The following is a 17,622-nucleotide window of genomic DNA, read 5'->3' on the forward strand; positions in this document are numbered from 1 at the left end:
CGCGTCAATATGCTCGGAGTCCGATGTGGGAACGGGCGACACGGGAGGACGGCGTCGATGGTGGAGGGCAGCGCCCTGGCTGGGGTCTTCGTCATCGCGCTCGGGATGGTGCTGACGCCCGGACCGAACATGATCTACCTCGTCTCGCGCTCCCTCACGCAGGGCCGCCGCGCGGGGATCGTCTCGCTCGGCGGTGTCGCGGTCGGCTTCCTCGTGTACCTCCTCGCCACCAACCTCGGCCTGTCTGTGCTGTTCACCGCCGTACCGCAGCTGTACCTCGCCGTGAAGCTGGCCGGCGCCGCCTACCTCGGCTGGCTCGCCTGGTGCGCGCTCAGGCCCGGTGGCGTGTCGGTGTTCACACCACGGGACGTACCGCCGGATCCGCCCCGCCGGCTCTTCGCGATGGGACTGATGACGAGCCTGCTCAACCCGAAGATCGCCATCATGTACCTGTCGCTGATCCCGCAGTTCGTCGACGTCGAGGAGGGGCACGTCCTCGCCCAGGGGCTCGTCCTCGGCTCGGTGCAGGTCGCCGTGAGCCTCGGGGTCAACGCGGCGATCGTGGCGGCCGCGGGGGGCGTCGCCGTCTTCCTCGCCCGCCACCCGGCGTGGCTGCGCACCCAGCGCTACGCCATGGGCGCCGTGCTGGGCGGGCTCGCCGTCACCATGGCCGTCGACACCACCGCGCCGCGCGCCGCCGCACGCTGACCACCCGACCGCCGACGGACCTCCCCGGCCCCCGACCCCGTCCTCACGGCCCGTCGGCCCCCGGCCCCGCTCCCCACCGCGGCCCCGACCCCTCGGCCCCGGCTCCCGCGCCCCGGTCCCCCTGCCGGCTCCCCGCACCGCCACCACCCACCCGCCCGGTCCCCGCCCGGTCCCCGCCCGGCCCGCGCCCCGCACGTGCCCGGAGGAGTACCGGGAAACGACCCGGAAGGCGCCACCCGGCCTGCGAGACTCCGGGCATGGCGACGGTGTACGCCCTCTTCGTGGGCATCGACGACTACCCGGCCGGCCGGTGGCCGAGGCTCTCCGGCTGCCTCAACGACATCGAGGCCGGCCACCGCTGGCTGATGGAGCGGCTGGGCGCGCCGCCCTCGGTACGGGCCCTGACGGACCGTACGGCGACGATCGCCGCGGTCACCGCGGCCGTCACCGGGCACCTGGGGCAGGCGGGCCCCGGCGACACGGCCCTCCTGTGGTTCTCCGGCCACGGCACCGAGTACGCGGCGGTCACCCCGCAGGAGCGCCTCGTCGAGGCGACCGGCCGGTGCCAGGCCCTCGTCTGCGCGGACGGCCCCCTCCCCGACAAGCGGCTCGGCGCGCTGCTCGACGCGGTGGCCGCCCGCGGCGCGCACGTCCTCGCCGTCCTCGACTGCTGCTACTCCGGCGGGGCCACGCGCGACCCCGACGGCGAACCGGACGCCGTCGCCCGGTACGCGCCCCCGCTGCCCGAGTGGACGCGGGAGCCCGCCCCCGCGCCCCCCGCCGCCCCGGTCGCCCGTGACACCGCCGGCCCCGCGGCGCCCCGGCACGTCCTGCTCGCCGGCAGCAGGCTGGACCAGCGCGCGTACGAACGGGACTTCGCCGGGCGCCGCCACGGCGTCTTCACCCGCGCCCTGCTGGGCGCACTGCGGGCGGCACCGCCCGCAGCCACGTACCGGGAGGTCCTGGCAGCCGCCAACGCGCGCGTACAGCGCGACGAGCGGCGCCAGCACCCCGTCCTCGCTCCCGCCGAACCCGGCGGTCCGGCGGACGGGCCGGTGCTGGGCGGACTGGTCCGCCCGCCCGCCCCCCACCTGTTGCGGTACGGCACGGACGGCTGGGAGGTGGACTGCGGCGGCGCGCACGGGCTGCGCGAGGGCACGGACACCGCCGGCGCCACCGCGTTCATGGTGACGGGCGACGCCACACTCACCGGCCACGACGCCACCCCCACGGGCCGTGGCGTGACCGGCACCGGCGGCGGCGTGACCGGCACCGGCGGCGGTCCCGTCGTCCGGGCGCGGCGCGTACAGGCCCTCCGTACGCTCGTGACCCCCGACGGCTGGCACCCGGACCGCACCCGCGCCTACCCCGTGGCCCCCTCCTCCCTCGCCCTGCCGCCGCTCGCCGTACGGCTGGAGGGCCCCGACGCGGCCGTGGTCGCCGCCGCGCTGGCCACCGCCGGCCCGGGGGGCGGAGCGTCGCCGCTCCTCCACACGGGCGCCGCGGCCCGTCCCGACGGACTGCGCCGTGTCGTCACCGGAGGGGGCGAGGCGCGAGTCCTGCGTCGCGACGGCACGCCCGTGGTGGCCGCCCTGCCCCTGACCGGCCCGGCCGACGCCCGGCGGGTCGCCCGCTGCCTCGTCCACCTCGCCCGCTGGCACCAGTTGCACGCCCTGGACAACCCGGCCTCGCCCCTCGCCGGCCTCGTCCGCGTCGAGGTCAGCCCGTGGACGCCAGGCCGGTACGCGCCCGCCCTCACCCCCGACGCGGCCGGTGAGCTCGTCCTCCACTACGCCGGCCGCCCGGGCGCCTGGCACCGCCCCGAGGTCGCGATCCGCGTCCACAACCACGGGCCCCGCCCGCTGTGGGCGGTGCTCGTCGACCTGACCGACAGCCACGCCGCCCACACCGGTCTGTACGAGGGACACTTCATCGGCCCGCACGGCACGGCCCACGTCTTCGACGGCGACCCGGTCGAACTGTCCCTCCCGCCGACCCGCCCCGAGCGCCCGGGCGCCGAGGTCCGCGACTGGTTCAAGCTGATCGTCGCCGAGGGGGAGCTCAACACCGCGCCCTTCCGCCTGCCCCCGTGGGACCCGCACGCCGACGCCCGCGACGCGCCCTCCGGCCCGCCCGTCGACGGCGTCCTCCACCTCGCAGGGGCCGGCGGAGGCGGTTCCGGCGGTACCGGTGGTGCGCGCGACACCGGGCCGTCCCGGCGTCCGGCGCCCGGCCAGTGGTGGACGACCACCGTGCCCGTCCGCACGGTCGTCCCACGGCCCTCCGGCCGGGGCACCTGAGACCCGGCCCGCCCTCGCCCGGCGGCGAGCCCGGCCCGTCGTCCCCGGTGGCATCCGGCCCCCGACGCCCGTATCGGCGCCCGTCCCCGACGCCCGTCCCGGCCGTCCGTCCCGCCCGTCCCGGCCGCCCGCCGCCGGCACGGTTCAGCGGGGGCCGCCGACCCGGGCGTGGTACGGGGCGAGGAGACCGTTCAGCCACTCCTCGCCGTCCCGCCCGGCGAGGTCCACGGCGGGCGTACCGGTCTCCTCGACCACCCCGGGCGGGCAGCGGTCGCCGAAGAGGACCGTGACCCGGTCGGCGGGCTCCCGCTTCGACGGCCACACGAAGCCCCGCGCCCACGGGTCGGTGTGGCGCCGGATCCAGTGCCCCCACGCGCGCGTGAAGGCGTACTCGTGCGCCTCCGCCTGGACCAGCCAGGAGTCCTGCGCGACCGCCGCCAGGTCCCGCCCGGACATCAGCGACACGACGTCCACGTCCACGGCGAGCCGCAGGAACGCCAGCCGGCGGCCGCGCACCGCGGCGCGCGGCACGATCCGGGGTCCCGGGTCGGTGTACGGCACCGACCGAAGGAACGACTCGCACACCGCTGCGGCGGCCGTGGCACCGGCGTACAGGAAGCGGTACGGGTCGTCCTCGGTCGCGTCGAACCGGCCACCGCCCCACAGCCGGTCGGCGGGGACGGGGTTGAAGGAGGTGGCGGCCCACTCCGACCGGTGCACCCGGAACAGCGGGGTGCCGGCGGGGAGCGTGGCCTTCACGGGCGTACCGGGGGGCGCGGCGGGCGGCGGCGTGTTGGGCACGGCCCTCACCCCCCGTCCACGAGGGCGCGGGCGGCGTCCACGAGCGTGCCGTCCCGACCGGTGCCGAGCAGCGCGGCGGGCGGTGCGGCGAGCCAGGCGTCGCGGGACAGCCACCAGTCGGCGGCGGCCCACGGGTCGTCGTCGGCGTCCAGCAGGCGGTTGACCTCCAGCACCACGGGCCAGGGCAGCGCGTCCCCGGCGAACTGGAAGCGCGGCAGCCGCACCGCGCCCCCCGGCCCGCGCAGCCGGACCAGCCCGGGCCCGTACGGGTCGCCGCCCCGCTCCCGCACCGCGTCCTCCGACAGCGCGGGCACCGCCAGCAGCCGGTCGCGCACCGGCCCGAGCACGGGACCGACCATCCGCGTGCCGTCGAGCACCAGCGCGGCGAGGTCCACGGCACGGAACCCGGCGTACGAGGCGGAGTACGGCGCCCCGGCCCCGGCCCCCGGTGCCCCCGAACCGCCCTCCACAGGGGAGCCCCCCGGCGCCCCCGAACCGCCCTCCACAGGTGGCCGGCCCGGCACCGGCGGCACGTCCGGCACCGTCGGGGCGACGAACCGCGCCCCCGCCCCGCCCGGCAGCGCGGCGGCCAGTACGCGCACCGCGTCGCGGGCCGCGTCCCACGGGCGGGGCCCCTCACGCAGGCCCCGCAGCGCGTCGCCCAGTCGTGCCCGGCCGGCGGCGTCGAGCCGCGGCTCCAGGTCGTCCCACTCGGCGGCCGCCCGCGCCAGCACCTCGTACGGATCGGCGGTCCGGTGCTCCTCACCGCTCATGCCGCACCCCTTCCAGCGGCCCCACCCGGGGCTGACCGCTCTCGCCCCGCCCCACCCGAGCCCCCCTCCGGCCCCACTGGCGGCATACCGCTCACGCCCCCCACCCGCCCCCCGCCGGCCCCACCGACAGCTCACCACTCACGCCCCGCCGCCCCCCTCCACCACACGCGCCAGCGCGTCGGCGTCAGCCGGGTCCAGGACCACCAGGTGCACCTCCCACCGGCCGCCGCGCGCCAGTTCCGCCCCGACGGCCGCCCAGACGGCGGCGGCGCTGGTCGCGGCGGTCAGTCCGCCCCGCCCGGCCCCGAGCAGGGGCAGGCACAGCGATCGCAGCGGCGGGTCGAAGCGCGCGGACTCCTCCCGGAGCAGGGCGAAGACCCGGGTCACCGCGCGGGTCACGTCGGCGGGCAGGACGTCGTAGTCGTTGGTGCCCGCCCTCGGCACGGCCACCGCCGCGTGGTAGATCCGGCGGACCCCCTGCGCGGCGAGCGCGCCCGCCTCCGTGGCGGCGACGGTCGCCGGCTGGACCGGCCGGCCGGCGGCGCCGTGCCGGGCGGCCCAGGCCCGCAGCCCGTCGTGGACCAGGTCCTCGACGAGCTCCCCGGTCGGGCCGCGCACCGCGCCGGCGCGCCGCAGCGACGCGGGGACGGACGACTTGTACGGCTCGGGCAGCGCGAGCCACACGTTGGCCGGCGACACGACGACGTCGACGTCGTTGAGCAGGTCCACCGGGTGGACGTGCAGCGTGACCCGGTGCCCGCCCGCCGCCAGCACGCGGTGCGTGGCCCCGGGGTGCGCGGTCGGCGCGGCGGCCGGGGCCCGTTCGGCGGCCACGGCCGCGATCTGCTCGGCGACCTGACCGAGCGCCAGGGGTTCGTGGTGCTTGCGGAAGCGTTCGACGCTCACGCCGTAGACCTCGGCGGCCCTGCGCCGCCGATCGGCGGCGGGCCAGTCGCGGGTGCCCTGGGCGAGGCCCAGGGCGTAGGCGGCGGCGTCCCGCAGCGTCCCCGCGTCCAGCCGGGACACCGCGGCGCGCAACAGCCGTTCCACCGGAGTGGTGCCGGGGCCGCGGTCGAAGGCGGCGGCGGCGCGGGAGAGCGCGGGCAGGTCCAGCTCGCGGAGGCGGACGAGGCCCGCGCGCCGTACGGCCCGCACCTCCCCGAGGAGCGATGCGTGGTCAGGCAGGGGGCCGGTCGGCATGGACGGAAGCATCCCAACACGCCGAGCGGTCCCACAACCCGCTTCGCGTACCTCGTCCCGCCGGGGGCCGTCAGCCGGTCCAGAAGTCCCACCAGCGGGTCAGCACCAGCATCCCCACGACGCCGAGGTGCAGCACCGGGGGGATCCACGGGAACTCGCCGAAGAAGCGCCGTACCCCCCGCGGGGCGGGCAGGTGGCCGCGGCCGACGTTGTACGCGGTGACGGCCCAGAACATGACGGCCGTCGCCACCCAGGCCAGGCAGCACCACAGGCACAGGGCGTTGATCACGTACAGGGACTGCTGCGCGAGCCACGCGCAGAAGCCGACGCCGAACAGCGTCCCGGCCTGGAGGCCCAGCCAGAACCAGCGCCGGTGGCGGGCCCCGGCGAGCAGGCCGGCGCCGACCGCGACGACCATTCCGTACGTGACGAGGCCCAGCATGGGGTTGGGGAATCCGAAGACCGTGGCCTGCGCGCTCTTCATGACGCTGCCGCACGACACGACGGGGTTCAGGCTGCACCCCGGCGTGTAGTGCGGGTCCTCCAGGAGCCGGAACTTGTCGAGGGTGATGACCCAGGCCGCGAGCACCCCCGCCGCGCCCGTCACCACCAGCAGCCAGGCGAACGCCCGCCCCGCTCCCGTCGCCCCGTCCGCGTCACGCGGCCCGGCGGCCGGGCCGGTGCCGCGACGGGAGGCGGGGACGGTCGCCCGGCCGGTGGGGGCGCCGGGAGCGCCGGGAGCGCCGTCCGGGGCGGGGGAGGGGGCGGGGACGGATCCCGTGTTCGTGTCGCGCGTGGTCGCCACGGTGCTCACCGGTCCTCTCGGTGTCAGGTCCGCACCCGCAGCACGGGGGCGAGGCAGTGGGCGCTGCCCTCCAGGAGCCCGTCGCCGGTCACGAAGGCGCGCAGCCGCTCCTCCGACACCTCGACGCCCGGCACCGCCTCCGGCCACGGGCGCACCGCGAAGATCAGGTAGACCTGGCCCTTGGTGTGCGCGGCGCGCTGCCACTCCGGCGGCACCGGGCACTGCACCTTCATGAACGGCAGTGTCAGGACGGCCTGTTCGGCCTCCACCAGCAGGGTGATGGGGATCCGGCTGTCGCGGCCGAGGTCCACGAGGCGCTCGCCGATCGACAGGCCCAGCCGCTCCAGCTGCGCCCGCATCGCCTCCTCGCCGGCCTCCGGGCCGTCCCGCCCGTCGCCGAGCGAGTACACCATGAGCATCGGCTCACCCGGGTCGTCATCGGTCGGCTCGCTGCACCAGGGGATGACGGTGAGCGTCCCCAGGGGGGAATGTCGCCTGTCCGGGGTCACGGCGGGGGAAGAGGTCATGGCGCCGGATACTAGTGGGGCGAATGAGCTCACTCCCGGCACAATCCACCCGTTCGGCCGATACCCGTTCGGCTCGATTCACCTTGACGTGTCGGGGATTCGGGGCCTCGCGCTCGGAACGGTTCGTGGATGGCGTCGTTGTCCCCCGGGGGAGGGAGTCCACCGTCCGCACGAGCCGTACGGGAGATCGCCCATGATCGCCAAGAGCCCGCAGCCACTCCTCGCCGCCCGCCTCAGGCGCCGGGGGCCCCTGCGCCGCGGACCACAGCGCGGGGGACCGGTGCGCCGGGGCGTCCTGCGCGCGCTGTTCACCGCCGCCGTCGCGTCGTTCACCGGTGGCGCGCTCGCGCGTGTCGCCACCACCCCGCACGACGGCCCAGGCGGGCCGCCGACCGGCGGCTCCGGGCCCGGGCGCGCGCCGGCCCCGGGCGCCGGGCGGCCCGTGCACGGCGCCTTCGACGAGACGTACCGGGGCCGCCGCATCCAGGGCAGGCCCGTCACGGCGGCCGTACCGGAGTTCGAGGTGCTCGTCGACGGGCGGCCGCTGCACCTGATGCGCTGCGCGGGCGGCGGCTATCTCACCCTGGTGAACCACTACGAGACGTACCCGACGCCGCTCGCCGCGACCCGCGCCGCCGTCGACGAGCTGGGCGGGGCGCGGCTGGCCCGGTCCGTCGGGCACGGCGCGGCGCTGCGCCGGGAGGGGGGCGGCCATGGCGCACACGCGTAAGGACCAGCGCGACCTGAGCGCGGCCGAGCGGCGCAGGTTCGTCGCCGCGGTGCTGGAGCTGAAGCGCGCCGGCCGGTACGACGACTTCGTCCGCACGCACATCGCGTACTACGGCGCGGACGGCGAGAGCGGGCTGCGGACCGCGCACATGGCGCCGTCGTTCCTGCCGTGGCACCGCCAGTACCTGCTGGAGTTCGAGCGGGCCCTGCAGGAGGTCGACGCGGGCGTGACCGTGCCGTACTGGGACTGGACCCGCGACCGCAGCCCGGTGGGCCAGCCGTGGGGCGAGGACTTCCTCGGCGGCAACGGCCGGCGCGGCGACCTCCGCGTCACGACCGGCCCCTTCGCGTACGCCACGGGCGACTGGACCGTCAACGTCGGCGTCACCGAGGATCGGTTCCTCACGCGCGACTTCGGCCACCCCAAGGACCCCGTCGAGCTGCCCACGCGCGACGAGCTGGCGTGGGCGACTCGGGAGACCGTGTACGACGTGGCGCCCTGGGACTCCACCAGCCCCGGTGGCTTCCGCAACCGGCTGGAGGGGTGGGTGCCCGGCCGCGGCAGCGCCCGGCTGCGCAACCACAACCGCGTGCACCGCTGGGTGGGCGGACTCATGCTGGGCGCGGCGTCGGTCAACGACCCGGTGTTCTGGCTGCACCACGCGTTCGTGGACGCCGTCTGGTCGCGCTGGCAGCGCCGCAACCCGGGCGCCCGCTACCTGCCCGCCGCCCCGCCGCCGCGCGGGTCGGCGCAGCACGGGCGGGTCGTGGCGCGGAACGAGCCGATGCCCCCGTGGGACGTGACGCCGGCCCAGCTGGCCGACCACAGCCGCCTGTACCGGTACGCCTGACGGGTGCGGGTACGGAAGTGGCCCCCGGCGGTGCGCCGGGGGCCACTTCCGTACCGGGGAGCGGCACGGGGAGCAGGAGGGAACGGGAGCGTCAGCTGCCGTAGCCGTTCTCGCCCTTGCCGTCGTAGTGGCCGCCGTGGTGGCCGCCCTTGCCGTCGTCGCTCTTCTCCTTGTGGTCCTTGCCGCCGTTGTTGATGCAGACGTTGCCGAACGCGGGGTTGAGGAGACCGACGGCGTTGATGGTGTTGCCGCAGATGTTGACCGGGATGTGGATCGGCGCCTGGAGCACGTTGCCCGACAGGACACCGGGCGAGTTGACGGCGGCGGCGTTGGCCTCCGCGTCGGCGAGGGCCATGCCGGCCCCGCTCAGGACGACAGCGCCCGTGCCGGCGATGATGACGGCAGCCTTCGCGATGCGAGACATTCAGGAACTCCTTGTCGATGGGAACACGACCGCGGACCAGCGGGCGTCACCCCGCTTCAACGCGGATTCTCACGTATGGTAACGGCTTGCTCGCTCTCCGTACCGTAACGGGTTGGTGCGGAGCGCCCGCGGACGGGCCGCGGGTCGGTGACCATGCGACAAGCCGTCGGGTGTAACGAGCGGCGGTCGGACGGGTGGCGGGAAGAACGCTTTCTTCACTCGCACCCTCCGGCGTGTTCACCCCTCCTGCGGGGACAGTCCGAGGTCGGACTCCAGGACGCCGGAGAGGGTGGGGGAGAGGGCGGCCGCCTTCGGCAGCCGGACGCCCGGCAGGCCCGGCTCCCCTCCCCGCGGCAGGGAGAGCGGCTCGCCGAGGGAGGCGCCCGGCGCGGACGTCTCCACATCGGAGCGCGGCGAGGTCAGCAGGGCCGTACCGAGCGGGCGGCCGCCGAGGAGGCTCGGCATCGGCGCTCCGACGCGGGTCTCGGGGAACTCGCTGCCGATCGGCGTGCGCGGCAGCAGGGTGAGCTCCGGGAGGCCGCCCTCGCCGACGTGGCCGAGGTCCTGCGGCATGCCGGGCGTGAGCAGCGGCATGGCGGTGCTCACGGTCGGCGGGGTGACCGGGAGGACGCCGCCCAGGGACTGCAGCGGGAGATCCACCGGCGCTTCCGCGGCGGCCGCGGGGGTGGCCAGTGCCGCGGCGGCCGCCGAGGCGAGGCACGTGGCGAGGATCCCCGCACCGACCTGAGACTTCACGTTCATCTTCTGCGTACGCCTTCCCGGACGTGTGAACGGGAATTCGTTTCTGCGTTGCGGTAGCGAGCACCGCCGCGGAAGGGCGTGGAATTCGTCTGCTTGCAGTAGTGCCCGGAACACGGGAACGGGGGGCCGGGCGGAAAACGTTGTCGTCCCCGTCAGGCCCCCGTTCCCTCGGGTTACTTGCCGAGCGGCAGGCCGCCCAACAGCGGTGCGGCCTTGTCGGCGGCGTTCAGGCCGCCGGCCGTGTCGGCCACCTTGCCGACGACCTTGTTGTCGGCCACCTTGTCGACCCCGCCGGAGGGAACCGCCTCGGTCAGACCCCGCTTGCCCAGCGTGTCGACCGCCCCGTTGAGGCTGGAGGGCGTGAGGGTGTCGGCGGCGAAGGCGGGGGCGGCCATGCCCATCGCCATCACGGAGCCGGCGACGACCGCGGCAACCTTCGTGGGCTTCATCGGGAGAGTCCTTCCTGGAAAGGCATCGTGCGTGGCAACTCGCGCCGCCGAACCGGTACTTGGCCGGGGCGGGTCGGCGCTCTCTGCCCTCTGTAACGAGCCCTCGGCGCGCCGGAAACTCCGTCGGCGGTTATTTCTCGCCACTGCACCCGAATGAAGTGCGGCAGTCGGATAATCCGACCAGTGTGAAAGGACGTCAAACGAAACGGAGGGCCGGGTCCCGCGCCGTCTCGGCGGAACGGGACCCGGCCCGGTACGGCGTCGTGCCCGAGCGCGGACCCACCGCTAACCGGTCGTGGTGGCGGCCGGGGGCTGGGGGAGCGTGACGGGCGCCTGCGGGGTGAAGAAGTCCGCGTCCGGGAACCAGTCGCTGGAGACGCCCGTGATCGGGACGTCCGGCCGCACGACCTCGGGGACGGTGATCTCCGGCAGGGCGATCCCCGGCGTCGTGGTACCCGCGGCGGGGTCCTGGGTCGCGGGCGTGTCGGTGCCGGGGGCCTGCGGGAGCTGCGTGCTCGGCACGTCGACGGGGAGGTCGGGCATCGAGACGCCCGTGAGGCCCCCGACGGTGCCGAGGACGGCGTCGATGAGCTTCTGCACCGACTCCGGGAGGTTCTCGGGCATACCGGTCGTCGCCTGGTCCTTGGTCATGGAGGCGATCAGCTCGTCCACCGCCGCCTGCACGGCGGCGGTGGCGTCGTCCGTGGCGTCGGTGTCGGCGGCGACGGCGGTGGGCGCGTCCGGGCGGGTCTGCGGTGCGTCGGCCAGGGCGGGGCCCGCGGTGCCGAGGGTGAGCGCGGCGCAGACGGCGGCGAGCGCGACGCGGCGGGATGTCAGGAGGCGCATGCGCGAGTTCTTCCTTCCGGGTGGGACGGCGGACTGGTGTCCTCACCGTGCGCCGCCCGGCGGGCGCCCGCAAGCGCGTACGACACGGAGGGTGACTGCGTCCCACGGGTGAACGCACCCGCCCTGAGCTGCGGTGACGCGCCGCCGCACCGGTCGTGGCGGCCGGTGCGGGCGCGCCGCCAAGAGGGTGGCCGGACACACGGCGGCGCCGCCCCGGCAAGGATCACGGGGCGGCGCCATCGCGTGGGGGGAGATCCCGGCGGGGTCGTCAGTCGTTGATGCAGACGTTGCCGAAGGTCGGGTTCAGCAGGCCGATGATGTCGATGGTGTTGCCGCAGAGGTTGATCGGGATGTGGATCGGCACCTGGACGATGTTGCCCGAGATGACACCGGGGGAGCCCACGGCCGCGGCGTGCGCGTCGGCGTCGGCGTTCGCGACGCCGGCGGCACCCGCCACGGACGCGGCTACGGCGGAGGTCAGGACGGCAGCCTTCGCGATACGGGACATGGTGGAGAACTCCTAGGTTTCGGGTGAAGCGGTGCGGCCGACGCGGCCGGCGGCATGAACAACGCATGAGCGCTCCCGCCGTTCCGCCACCGAACGGGTGACGCGGACGTGCCGGGCCAGGCCGGGAGCGCGGTGCCGGGGTGTGTACCGCGTGATGCAAGGGGTGCCGCGTGGTGTCGAGGGATGCCGTGGAGTGACCGGGGTGGTGGCGAACGTGTCAGATAAACGGTCGTGTTGCTCCCTATATGTTCTCAATGCTTCGTGTTTTGCTCATGGGGTTATAACGTGCGTGCTGTTGCGTCGATCCATCCCGGTGGGATCCGTTTCGTCACTCCTCAACGCGGAGAACCCCTATGCGGAATCCAGTGGTGCCCGCCGTGCGGCGCGGGCTGGTCTGCGTCCTTTTTTGTGCCGCCCTGTCAGCCGTACTCCCCGCCACCGCCGCGCCCCGCGTGAAGGAGCAGCAGCGCATTCCGTTCGCCCAGCGGTACCACGCGGTCCAGCACGGCGGTCTGGCGCGCGCCGCGAATTCGGCGATCACCTGTAGGGAATCCGCCGCGAACGACCGTGCCGCGAACCTCCCCTGCCTTTCCGCGCGGGGCGGCAAGAGCGCTGCCGCGAACCACGCCTTCGACATGTTCTACACGGACGTGGACGACGACCCGAACACCTTCAACTCCAGCCGCGCGGAGCTCGTCCTGCCGAAGGACGCCCAGGTCACGTACGCCCGGCTGTACTGGGGCGGCAACCTCCGCGTGGGCGAGCAGAAGCCGCCGGAGGACAACGGGCGGGTCCTCGTCGCGGAACCCGGCGGCGCCTACAAGGCCGTCCTCGCCGATTCCGTCATCGGCCACCGCACGGCCGACGGGGCCGACGCCTTCCAAGCCACCGCGGACCTCACGGAACTCGTCCGGAGCTCCGGCCCCGGCATGTACACCGTCGCCCAGATCAACGTCGCCATGGGGCGTTCGGGAGTGGGCGCCTGGGGTGGTTGGACGCTCGTCGTGGCGTACGCGAAGAAAGGCGCCCCGCTGCGCCACCTCGCCCTCTGGGACGGATTCGAGACACTCACCCGCGACCGGCGTTCCGTGGACGTGGAACTCGGCCGCATGCGCGTTCCCGTGGGCGGATCGGGACGCCTCGGGATCGTCGCCTACGACGGTGATCGCGGTATGGCGGGCGATTCCCTCGCCTTCACTCCGCGCACCGGCCGCCCGGTGTCCCTGCACGATTCCGCGAACGCCCGGGACGACGTCCTGAACTCCACCGTCACGGACTCCGGCGCCGAGCGGATCCGCCGCGAGCCCGCCCACCGCAACACCCTCGGCTACGACTCCGACGTCCTGGACCTCGACGCGGCGCTCGTCGGCGGTGCCGACGACGTCTCCGTGCGGGTCGGCACGGCCGGCGACTACGTCTGGCTCGGCGCGCTGTTCCTGGAGGCCGACGCCCCCGGCTGATCCCTCCCACCCCGCCACCGCTTCGTCAGAAAGGGCCAAGCGTGCGTCCTCCCCTCACCGCACTGCACGTCGTCCAGCCCGGGGACGGCGGGGTCGCCCGGGTCGTCGCCGACGTGGTCGGCGCCCACGTGGCGCAGGGCATGCGCGTCGCCGTCGCCTGCCCGCCCGGCACCCCGCTCGCCGCCGCCGTCCTCGCGCGCGGTGCCGAGCTCCACGCCTGGCCTGCCACCCGCGAACCGGGACGGCGGGTCCTCGCGGAGAGCCGCGGCGTCGCCGAACTCGTCGAACGGGTGGGGCCGCACCTCGTCCACGCGCACAGTGCCAAGGCCGGGCTCGCCGCCCGCATCGCCGTACGCGGTCAGGTGCCGACCGTCTACCAGCCGCACGCCTGGTCTTTCGAGGCCGTCGACGGGGCGGCCGCCGCGCTGGCCCGGCGCTGGGAGCGGTGGGCCGCCCGGTGGACCGACCGCGTGATCTGCGTCAGCGAGGCCGAACGCCGCCGGGGCGAGCGCGCCGGCGTGCGCGCCGCCTGGACGGTCGTCCACAACGGCGTCGACACCACCCGGTTCGGCCCCTACCCGACGAGCGCCGAACGGGCCGTCGCCCGCACGGTGCTCGTCCCGGGCACCCCGCCGGCCGCGCCCGTCGTCGTGTGCGTGGGGCGGCTGTGCCGACAGAAGGGGCAGGACGTCCTGCTGCGCGCCTGGGACGCCGTCACCGCGCGCGTACCGGGCGCCCGGCTGGTCCTCGTCGGCGACGGCCCCGCCGCCGGGGCCCTGCGCGCCGCGGCGCCGCCGTCCGTCGTCCTCGCCGGGGCGGTGGCGGACGTCCGGCCCTGGTACCGGGCCGCCGACCTCGTCGTCCTGCCGTCCCGCTGGGAGGGCATGGCGCTCGCCCCGCTGGAGGCCATGGCGTCCGGCCGGCCGGTCCTCCTCACGGACGTCGACGGCGCCCGCGAGAGCCTCCCGCCGGGCCAGGCCGCGCACTGCCTCGTACCGTCCGGGGACGCGCGGGCGCTGGCGGCGGCGCTCGTCCGGCTGCTCCAGCGGCCGATCCTCCGGCAGACCCTCGGGCGCCAGGCGCACCAGCACGTCCTCACCCGCTTCGACGTACGCCGGGCCGGCGCCGCCATCGCCGACGTGTACCGCGAGGTGGCCGCCGCCCCGCGCCACCGCGAGCTCAGAGAGCCGATCCCCCAGTGACCACGGAAAGCACCAGCACCTCCGGTGCCCACACCACCCGGGCCGCCCCCGCTCCCGCCGCCGGGGGCCTCGTCCTCGCCCCGCAGCGCGGCGCCCGTGGGCGGACCGCCGCGCCGCGGCCCCGCCCGGTCCCGCAGGCGCCGTTCGTCGCCGCGCTCGTGGCCGTGGAGTGCGCGGCCGTGCTGCCCGCGGCGACCGTCCTCACGCCCGGGCAGCGGTCCGCCGTGCTGCTGCTCCAGCTGACCGCGTGCGCCGTCGCCCTGCACGCGTGTGCGGGCCTGTACCGGCCGACCGCGCTCGGCGCCGTACGCGCCGGGCGGTACGCCGGCCTCCTCGACGAACTCCCCGCGCTCGCCGGGCGGCTGGCCGTCGTCTGGTGCGCGGCGGCCGCGTTGCTCGCTGCCCGGTCACCGGAGCAGGTCCTCGTGCCGGGCACGCTGGCCGGCGCGTACGCCCTGCACCTGGCGGTCGTCGCCACCGGCCGGGCGGCCGTCCACCACCGGCGCCGCCGCGTCGCCCGCGACCAGCCGTGCGCCGCGCTCGTCGTGGGCGCGGTGCCGGCCGCGCAGCACCTCGCCGCACTGCTGCTGCAGCACCCCGAGTACGGCGTCCGGCCGGTCGGGCTCGTCGGCCCGGCGCAGGACATCCCGCAGCCGGCGGGCGCCGAGCCGTCGACGGGGCCGGCGCTGCCGCTGCTGGCCTCCCCGGAGGAGGTCCAGCGGGCCGTCATCCAAAACGGCGTCCAAGACGCCCTGTTCGTCCCCGGCGACGAGGGCGCGCCCCGCGCCGAGCAACTGGCCCTCCTGCGCCGGCACGGGTGCGCCACCTGGCTCGTCGGGCCCCCCGCGCGCGTGGGGGCCCCTTCCCCCGGAGCGGCGCCCGACCCCATGGGGCGGCACCTGTGGGGGTACGCCTTCCGCCTCCTGGAGGCCCCGGGGCCGCGCCCGGGGCGGGCCGCCAAGCGGGCCCTGGACGTGGCGGGCGCCGGGCTCCTGCTGCTGGCCGCCGCCCCCCTCCTGCTGCTGTGCGCCGCCGCGGTACGCCTCGCCGACGGGCCCGGGATCCTCTTCCGCCAGGAGCGCGTCGGCGAGGGCGGCCGGCTCTTCACCCTGCTGAAGTTCCGCACGCTGCGCCCCGCGGACGAGCACGAGGCCGCCACCCGCTGGAGCGTCGCCCACGACGAACGGCTCGGCACCGTCGGCTCGTTCCTCCGCCGCACCTCGCTCGACGAGCTGCCGCAGCTGTGGAACGTGCTGCGGGGCGACATGAGCCTCGTCGGACCGCGTCCCGAACGCCCGTACTTCGTCGACCGGTTCAGCCGCCTCCACGGCGACTACGCCGCCCGCCATCGCATGCCCGCCGGCCTGACCGGGCTGGCGCAGGTGCACGGGCTGCGCGGCGACACCTCCATCGAGGACCGGTGCCGCTTCGACAACCACTACATCGACCACTGGTCGCTCGGGCAGGACGTGCGCATCCTCCTGCGCACCGCCGCCACGCTGATCCGCCCGGCGGGCAGCTGATGGCCGCGTCCGCCGGCCCCGCCACCCTCGCCGCGCCCGTGTCCGCCGAGGGCGGGGCCGTCGTGGGCGGAGCCGTCGTGGACGGGCCCGGCGCGGGTGGGTCCGGCGCCGGCGCCGGCGTCGTGTGCGGGGGCCCTGCGGACGGGTCCGCCTCGGACGGGGCCGCGTCCGAGGCGTACGGGCCCCGCACCGGGCCGCCGGAAGCACCGCCGCGGGGCGCCCGCCCCCGGCCACCGGGGGCCCGTCCCGCCGCCCTCGACCGGCTGGTGCGCGCCGCCCGTACGGCGCCGCGCGGCGGGTGGGCGCACCTGGTGCCGCTGCTGGTGGTCGTCACCCTGCTCGCCGCCCCGACCGGAGCCGACGGCTCCGGCCCGGGCGGTGCCACCCCCGCCGACGCGGCCTCCGGTCTCCTCGTCGTGTGGTGCGCGGTACGCCTGGCCCGCGCGCGCGTACGGCCCCTGACGCGGCTCGCCGCCGCCGTGCTCGGCCTGCCCGTCGTCGGGATCTGCGCCGCCGCCGTCGCCTCCCACGACCCGGTGGCCGGCCTGCCCGGAGTCGTCCGCCACCTCCAGGTCTTCGTCCTCGTCCCCGCCGCCGTGGTGCTGACCCTGCGCGACCGGCGCGACCTCGTCACCGTCGCCCGGGCCCTCGTCGGTCTCGCCCTCGTCCAGGGCGCCATCGGCGTCGTGCAGTACGCCACCGGGACGGGCGCCTCGTACATGGGCGAGGACGTGCGGGCCGTCGGGACCTTCGGCGCGAGCGACGTGATGGGCATGGCGACCGTCGTCTCGTACGGCATCGTCGCCGCCGTCGGCCTCGCGCTCGGCGCGCCGCGGGGCCGGTCCCGGGCCGCCGCCCTGGTCTGCGCCGCGCTGCTCGTCGTACCGCTGGTGCTGTCGTTCAGCCGGGGCGCGTGGATCGCGACCGTCCTCGCCTGCGGGGCGCAACTCGCCCTGACCGGGGTGCGGCGGGTGCTCGCGGCGGCCCTCGTGGCGGGGGCGCTCGGCGTGGTCCTCGTCGGCGGGCTCGGCGTCGGCTCCGCCATGGTCCAGGAACGCGTCGCGAGCATCACGCAGGTCACCGCCGCGCCCGACCGGTCGGTCACCGACCGGTACACCCTGTGGGCCGCGGCCGCCGGGATGTGGCGGGAACGGCCCCTCACCGGTGTCGGCCTCAAGGGCTTCCCGCACTACCGGGACGGCCACGCCTCCCTCGCCCTGTCGTCCGGCAGCGACACCGCCGGCGCCGGGGCCGGGTTCCGGCGGCAGCCGCTGCTCTCCCCACACAACATGTACCTGCTGATCCTCGGCGAGCAGGGCCTGCTGGGCCTCCTGACGGTCGCGGGCGGCTGGCTGGCCCTCCTCGTGTGCGCCTGCCGCCGCCTGCCCGCCGCCCGCCGTACGGGGCGCCACCTGGACTGCGCGCTCGTCGCCACGGGGCTCCTCGGATGGCAGCTCGTCGACTTCCTGTACGCCGACATCGGGGGCCCGTCGACCGTCCTGACCGCCGTCGTCCTGGGCGTGGCCGCCTGGTGGGCGCTGGCGGGGCCGGACGCGCCGCGGGGGGACGCCCGTGCCTAGCGGCGCCCGGCCGGGGCGGGCCGCCGAACGGCCCGCCGCGCCCGCGGTGACCGGTGCGCGGGTGGTCCCGGGCGGGCCTGCGGCGGCGGATGGCCCCGCGGCGGCCGGTGGCTCCGGGGCGGGCACGCCCTCGGCGGCCGGCGCGGCGGGAGTGCCTGGTGGCTCCGGCGTGGT

Annotated in this window: 18 protein-coding genes; 8 read left to right on the plus strand and 10 right to left on the minus strand. The window is 76.4% G+C overall.

From position 1 onward, the window contains the following. The first annotated feature begins 57 nt into the window (after positions 1-57). Positions 58-708, plus strand: a complete 651-nt coding sequence (locus NRO40_RS16445) for a LysE family translocator (RefSeq protein WP_058940866.1) — start codon at positions 58-60, stop codon at positions 706-708. 257 nt (positions 709-965) lie between these two features. Then, a complete protein-coding gene (locus NRO40_RS16450) occupies positions 966-3,008 on the plus strand; it encodes a caspase family protein (RefSeq protein WP_058940867.1) in 2,043 nt (680 codons plus the stop codon). Positions 3,009-3,152: 144 nt separating this feature from the next. Here the strand turns inward: NRO40_RS16450 and NRO40_RS16455 are convergent, their stop codons facing one another. The 5 genes from NRO40_RS16455 to NRO40_RS16475 all read right to left on the minus strand — a co-directional run bounded on the left by NRO40_RS16455 (position 3,153) and on the right by NRO40_RS16475 (position 7,114). Beyond that, positions 3,153-3,809, minus strand: a complete 657-nt coding sequence (locus tag NRO40_RS16455) for an RES family NAD+ phosphorylase (RefSeq protein WP_058940921.1) — start codon at positions 3,807-3,809, stop codon at positions 3,153-3,155. A gap of 5 nt (positions 3,810-3,814) precedes the next feature. Next, a complete protein-coding gene (locus NRO40_RS16460; protein ID WP_058940868.1) occupies positions 3,815-4,582 on the minus strand; it encodes a hypothetical protein in 768 nt (255 codons plus the stop codon). A gap of 138 nt (positions 4,583-4,720) precedes the next feature. Continuing rightward, on the minus strand, positions 4,721-5,782 hold the full coding sequence (locus tag NRO40_RS16465) for a hypothetical protein (protein WP_058940869.1): 1,062 nt from the start codon (positions 5,780-5,782) through the stop codon (positions 4,721-4,723). 70 nt (positions 5,783-5,852) lie between these two features. Then, positions 5,853-6,587: a vitamin K epoxide reductase family protein gene (locus NRO40_RS16470; RefSeq protein ID WP_232790970.1), complete on the minus strand. Its 735-nt coding sequence runs from the start codon at positions 6,585-6,587 to the stop codon at positions 5,853-5,855. Positions 6,588-6,610: 23 nt separating this feature from the next. Further along, positions 6,611-7,114 (minus strand): DUF5949 family protein, encoded by a 504-nt coding sequence (locus NRO40_RS16475; RefSeq protein WP_058940870.1) that lies wholly within the window; start codon positions 7,112-7,114, stop codon positions 6,611-6,613. A 193-nt stretch (positions 7,115-7,307) separates the two neighbouring features. Here NRO40_RS16475 and NRO40_RS16480 point away from each other — a divergent pair, with 193 nt between their 5' ends. Beyond that, on the plus strand, positions 7,308-7,844 hold the full coding sequence (locus NRO40_RS16480) for a tyrosinase cofactor (protein ID WP_257375437.1): 537 nt from the start codon (positions 7,308-7,310) through the stop codon (positions 7,842-7,844). Beyond that, positions 7,828-8,694, plus strand: a complete 867-nt coding sequence (locus tag NRO40_RS16485) for a tyrosinase family protein (protein ID WP_058940871.1) — start codon at positions 7,828-7,830, stop codon at positions 8,692-8,694. The genes NRO40_RS16480 and NRO40_RS16485 overlap by 17 nt, the downstream gene beginning before the upstream one ends. A 91-nt stretch (positions 8,695-8,785) precedes the next feature. Here the strand turns inward: NRO40_RS16485 and NRO40_RS16490 are convergent, their stop codons facing one another. The 5 genes from NRO40_RS16490 to NRO40_RS16510 all read right to left on the minus strand — a co-directional run bounded on the left by NRO40_RS16490 (position 8,786) and on the right by NRO40_RS16510 (position 11,683). Continuing rightward, positions 8,786-9,118 carry a chaplin gene (locus NRO40_RS16490; protein WP_058940872.1) on the minus strand — a complete coding sequence of 111 codons (333 nt, stop codon included), beginning with the start codon at positions 9,116-9,118 and terminating at the stop codon, positions 8,786-8,788. Between the two features lie 237 nt (positions 9,119-9,355). Then, a complete protein-coding gene (locus tag NRO40_RS16495; protein ID WP_257375438.1) occupies positions 9,356-9,874 on the minus strand; it encodes a hypothetical protein in 519 nt (172 codons plus the stop codon). Positions 9,875-10,053: 179 nt separating this feature from the next. Continuing rightward, entirely contained in the window at positions 10,054-10,329 is a 276-nt protein-coding gene (locus NRO40_RS16500; RefSeq protein ID WP_058940874.1) for a hypothetical protein, read from the minus strand. A gap of 285 nt (positions 10,330-10,614) precedes the next feature. After that, positions 10,615-11,175, minus strand: a complete 561-nt coding sequence (locus tag NRO40_RS16505; RefSeq protein WP_058940875.1) for a hypothetical protein — start codon at positions 11,173-11,175, stop codon at positions 10,615-10,617. A 268-nt stretch (positions 11,176-11,443) separates the two neighbouring features. Next, positions 11,444-11,683, minus strand: coding sequence for a chaplin (locus NRO40_RS16510; RefSeq protein ID WP_058940876.1), 240 nt, complete (start codon positions 11,681-11,683; stop codon positions 11,444-11,446). Positions 11,684-12,036: 353 nt separating this feature from the next. Here NRO40_RS16510 and NRO40_RS16515 point away from each other — a divergent pair, with 353 nt between their 5' ends. The 4 genes from NRO40_RS16515 to NRO40_RS16530 are packed head-to-tail and all read left to right on the plus strand — an operon-like array spanning position 12,037 to position 17,448. Then, positions 12,037-13,143, plus strand: a complete 1,107-nt coding sequence (locus tag NRO40_RS16515) for a hypothetical protein (protein WP_058940877.1) — start codon at positions 12,037-12,039, stop codon at positions 13,141-13,143. Between the two features lie 41 nt (positions 13,144-13,184). After that, entirely contained in the window at positions 13,185-14,345 is a 1,161-nt protein-coding gene (locus tag NRO40_RS16520) for a glycosyltransferase (protein ID WP_058940878.1), read from the plus strand. After that, positions 14,342-15,868: an exopolysaccharide biosynthesis polyprenyl glycosylphosphotransferase gene (locus NRO40_RS16525; protein WP_058940879.1), complete on the plus strand. Its 1,527-nt coding sequence runs from the start codon at positions 14,342-14,344 to the stop codon at positions 15,866-15,868. The genes NRO40_RS16520 and NRO40_RS16525 overlap by 4 nt, the downstream gene beginning before the upstream one ends. Next, entirely contained in the window at positions 15,868-17,448 is a 1,581-nt protein-coding gene (locus NRO40_RS16530; RefSeq protein WP_079046851.1) for an O-antigen ligase family protein, read from the plus strand. Before NRO40_RS16525 ends, NRO40_RS16530 begins: the two co-directional genes overlap by 1 nt. The last annotated feature ends 174 nt before the right edge of the window (positions 17,449-17,622 follow it).

The organism is Streptomyces changanensis (assembly GCF_024600715.1).
Lineage (GTDB): Bacteria > Actinomycetota > Actinomycetes > Streptomycetales > Streptomycetaceae > Streptomyces > Streptomyces changanensis.